This window comes from Erythrobacter donghaensis (assembly GCF_001557325.1).
GTDB lineage: Bacteria > Pseudomonadota > Alphaproteobacteria > Sphingomonadales > Sphingomonadaceae > Erythrobacter > Erythrobacter donghaensis_B.
The window spans coordinates 1-3,702 of the sequence record NZ_LSJS01000007.1 but is presented as its reverse complement, the minus strand read 5'-3'; the positions used below and the strand labels follow the sequence as shown (position 1 = coordinate 3,702).

The 3,702-nt window shown below is 58.2% G+C and carries 6 protein-coding genes; 3 read left to right on the top strand and 3 right to left on the bottom strand.

Going from position 1 to position 3,702, the window contains the following annotated elements; genetic code table 11:
• Window positions 1-167: 167 nt before the first annotated feature.
• Window positions 168-533 (top strand): hypothetical protein, encoded by a 366-nt coding sequence (locus AX692_RS19360; protein WP_155646229.1) that lies wholly within the window; start codon window positions 168-170, stop codon window positions 531-533.
• Between the two features lie 37 nt (window positions 534-570).
• On the opposite strand, the gene AX692_RS19355 is transcribed toward AX692_RS19360, so the two are convergent.
• Complete coding sequence (locus tag AX692_RS19355) at window positions 571-1,569, bottom strand: DEAD/DEAH box helicase family protein (protein ID WP_196491734.1); 999 nt, start codon at window positions 1,567-1,569, stop codon at window positions 571-573.
• A 214-nt stretch (window positions 1,570-1,783) separates the two neighbouring features.
• Window positions 1,784-2,371, bottom strand: coding sequence for a recombinase family protein (locus AX692_RS00200; protein ID WP_073977504.1), 588 nt, complete (start codon window positions 2,369-2,371; stop codon window positions 1,784-1,786).
• 214 nt (window positions 2,372-2,585) lie between these two features.
• Between AX692_RS00200 and AX692_RS18600 the strand changes: the two genes are divergently transcribed.
• Together AX692_RS18600 and AX692_RS00195 are read left to right on the top strand one after the other, a co-directional pair.
• The gene (locus AX692_RS18600; RefSeq protein ID WP_081095032.1) at window positions 2,586-2,834 is read left to right on the top strand and encodes an AbrB/MazE/SpoVT family DNA-binding domain-containing protein; all 249 of its coding nucleotides are present in this window, start codon (window positions 2,586-2,588) and stop codon (window positions 2,832-2,834) included.
• A complete protein-coding gene (locus tag AX692_RS00195) occupies window positions 2,800-3,216 on the top strand; it encodes a type II toxin-antitoxin system VapC family toxin (RefSeq protein WP_196491733.1) in 417 nt (138 codons plus the stop codon). The genes AX692_RS18600 and AX692_RS00195 overlap by 35 nt, the downstream gene beginning before the upstream one ends.
• 103 nt (window positions 3,217-3,319) lie before the next feature.
• Here the strand turns inward: AX692_RS00195 and AX692_RS18595 are convergent.
• The coding region (locus AX692_RS18595) for a PDZ domain-containing protein (RefSeq protein ID WP_155646228.1) at window positions 3,320-3,702 on the bottom strand (383 nt) is incomplete at its 5' end.

Sequence of the window (3,702 nt, the reverse complement as noted above, 5' to 3'; positions counted from 1 at the left end):
CCTCACCGTGTTCCCGAATTAAGCCCTCTCGGGCACCGGCGCGATCTGTTGACAAGGGATTTTAACCGAAGTCAGCGGCAGTATAATTGACATACAGGATAAAACCAAGCTGTGTCTTGAAGTGATAGTGTTTTCTTTTGGCCCCATCAGCGAAAATCCGAGATTTCATGGGCAAATGGTTCGCCATAAATCGAATTGACGTGATTGATAATCCCGCAAGCTTTGTAGTGGGAAAGATGCAAGTAATCGGTCTGCGTAGTTTCGCTGCACTGCTTGAAACGGGTTCCTCAATGGACCGATCCGTTTTCTATGATGGTGTGGCCTATGAACTTCGACGGCGGAAGTCGGAACTGCATATCGATGCTGAAATTCGACCGGCAAGTTTGCGGTATGTTTCCGAATGGCTCGTTCAACAGCTTACAGCGTTTGTCGGTGCCACGCGCCCGATCTTCATCGCCGACACTCAGCCTGATGTTCATTTAACGGATATGGCTCTGAACTCCCGCCCAGTCGTGGAAATGCCTTGGCGGTAAATCACGAACTATCTGCCTCATTGGTAGCTTATGTGACTCAGCTGCCGCCATTGCGGCGCATTGGCCTGGACCATCGTTGTCGGTAGCGATGTGAAGGACGCCAACATGGTCCGGAACGTTGATCAGCGCAAGACGCTCTGTCCCGAGCGCTGCCCAGCACGGGATTTTCCTGATCAGGGTGTAGCTTGTGCGGGGTAGCAGACAGGAACAAGCGGTGCTCGAAGCGGTCCGCAATATCTCGCACGGCCTTCGTGAACTGGCTCTCGATTGCGTACCGTCCTCCACCAGCTGGAGCACAGTGATGAGCCTCATCCAGGATCAGCAACGAACGAGCTTGGAATGAGCCGAGAACTTCGCGGAGCCCTGCCGTATACGCTTCGTCACCCAAAAGCTTGTGTGACAAGATAAACCGCGACCCTGCGGCCCAGGGATTGGCTCCGAATCCTCTTTTCCGGCGCAATTCTGCCAAAAGATCGCGGTCGATGATTTCGAAAGAGAGGCCGAACTTGGCAGCAAGCTCATCCTGCCATTGTATCGTCATCGAAGGCGGGGCTAGCACCACAATGAAATCTATCCGCTTCCGCAGCAGCATTTCACGCACCACCAAGCCTGCTTCAATCGTCTTCCCGAGACCGACGTCGTCCGCGATCAACAGATTCACACGCGGAAGTTGGAGCGCCTTCTTAAGTGGGGCGAGCTGGTATGCATCCATCCTGATGCCTGCTCGAAAGGGGGCTTGGAAAAGTTCGCGATCAGAGGCGGTCGAGCTGTTCCAGCGGATAGTGCGAAGGTAGGCAGCAAACAATTTGGCGTCGTCAGTGCCGCCATCACCGATTAGATCCCACAGCTCATCATCTCGAGAACGAGCAGCAATCTCCGTGTCCCATAATACCGATGCGATTTCGCCCTGAGCGTCATCATCAACGCAACTCAGGCGCAGGGAGGGAAAGGACGGGCTATCGCGCAGTTGTTCTTCGACTAGCCATAGCCGGCCGCGCAAATCGACAAACTCACCCGCCTTTGGCAATGCCTTCATTCATTCTGCCCCATCCGACTAACTGGCCTCTAGCGTTTGCAAAGACGTAATGCCACGAAACTCTTGTCTTAGCGTGCAAAACAGCAGTCTCTATTGACCCCAGCGGTCCGGAGAGTCGTCCGGCAACAGGCCAGCGCCATAGAACGTCGAGAGCCGACGCGACGCCTAGCCTTGATTGCGATGGCAACCTGCGAAGATGAGGCATGGTCGCACTTCAGGGGTTATCAGCTCTGACGCCCCGTCGGATCGTCCGATACACGGTCGGCCGCGAGACCTTGAACAGCTTGCCGAGATCGCTGATCGAGTATTCGCCGGTGGCGTGCATCTTAAGGAGCTCACGCTGCTGCAGGTCAGAGAGCTTGGGCGGCTTGCCGCGCAGCTTGCCCTTGTCGCGGGCGATCTTCATGCCCTCGCGGGTGCGCAGGCGGATGAGGTCGCTCTCGAATTCGGCGAAGGTGGCGAGGATGTTGAAGAACATTCGGCCAATAGGGTCGTTGGGATCGTAGACCTGCTTGCCCAGCGCTAGGCTCACACCCCGCTTCTCTAACTCATCTGCGATCGCACGCGCATCGGGCACGGACCGGGCGAGGCGATCCAGCTTCGGCACGACCAGAGTTTCGCCGGCGCGCACCGCGGCCAGTGCCTGGGCGAGGCCGGGGCGATCGCGGTTCCTACCGGTGAGGCCATGGTCGGTGTAGATGCGGTACTCGGGCACGCCGAGCTCGATCAGCGCCGCGCGCTGTGCGGTGAGATCCTGTTTGTCGGTCGAGCAGCGGGCATATCCGATGAGGGTGTTGGTCATTTGTAACGGATGAGGCCCCTGTGTGAGAAAATAAAGCGTACCACCTTAATGAGAGAAGGGACAAGCCGGTTTTGCGGAGGTGACGGGGGATCTGAACCCCGCTCCCTCAAAAGTGTCCGGTGAGCGATCCCTTTCGTCCGCACGATGATCTTGTCGAAATGATAGATCATCTGTATTGCGTAGATCAATCTGTAGTATCCTAAGGGGTCGTACAATGCACATGCACAAAGGGCGGCTCGTCAGTGGTGGACGGTTGCAGCTTCCGGCTGACGTTCGCCGTGAGCTTGGGCTGGCCGATGGCGATCAGGTGGTCATGCAGGTCGTCGATGGCGAACTGCATGTCCGGCCCCGCCGCGACGTTCTCAAGCGCATTCAGACGATGCTGCGTCCCTATGCGCCGGAATCAGGCTCCGTCGCTGATGAACTGATTGCTGATCGCCGTGCTGAGGCCGCGCGTGACTGAGCCAGTCTATGTCCTCGACGCGTCAGCTGTGTTGGCAGCGTTCTTCGACGAGCCGGGTGCAGATGTGGTCGCCGAAAGGATGGACGGCGCGCTGCTGTGTTCGGTGAACTATTCCGAGGTGGTAGCGAAGCTTGTCGATCGCGGCACACCGGCTGAGCAGATCGTCGATATAATGGAACAGCTGGATGTCGAGCTGGTGATGGCCGACCGCGAGTTGGCCATGAGAGCGGGACTGCTGCGCGCTGAAACTCGTGGCAAAGGCCTGTCTCTCGGCGATCGATACTGTCTTGCGCTGGCAGCCAGCCGAAACGCTGTTGCTGTCACCGCAGACCAAGCCTGGGCCGACCTCGACATTGGCCTAACCATTGAGATGGTTCGCTAAGCGCGAAATCCAAACACTTGCCGACCAGCTTCACTGGCTAGCATACGATCAGAGGTGCGGTTGCGCCTCGCTACTGTTTGGCGTGCCTTCCACAGTCCGTCGCTCAATTCATGCTTAGCGGAAGCAGGGAGTTGCCGCGTGCAATGACGAGTTGCACCCGCCCTTTCGCAGCCGACAACAGTTGGTTGAGTGCGGCCGCGGACCGCACGGGTTCATTGTTCAGTCCCACCACGAGGTCGCCAGCCTGTAGGCCCCGCGAGGCCGCAGGTGAATTGGGTGCCACGTTTGTGACCAATGCGCCGGCAAGCCCTTGCGGGAACGGATCGCCGGCGCGCAAATCGCGGAATGTTGCTCCAAGGGCCGTGAGGCTTCCGCCTGCTCCGGTCACGGCCACAGCAATCGGCTCGGGCGCCGCTGCGACCACGCTTGTACGGCGCACCTGACCGGCGCGCATGTATACGATTTGCAGGCTTTCGCCGGGCCGGG

Excerpts from the sequence above, each read along its gene's own strand:
- AX692_RS19355 (WP_196491734.1), bottom strand. The coding sequence starts at position 1,569 with ATGAAGGCATTGCCAAAGGCGGGTGAGTTTGTCGATTTGCGCGGCCGG.
- AX692_RS19360 (WP_155646229.1), top strand. The coding sequence starts at position 168 with ATGGGCAAATGGTTCGCCATAAATCGAATTGACGTGATTGATAATCCC.
- AX692_RS18600 (WP_081095032.1), top strand. The coding sequence starts at position 2,586 with ATGCACATGCACAAAGGGCGGCTCGTCAGTGGTGGACGGTTGCAGCTT.
- AX692_RS00200 (WP_073977504.1), bottom strand. The coding sequence starts at position 2,371 with ATGACCAACACCCTCATCGGATATGCCCGCTGCTCGACCGACAAACAG.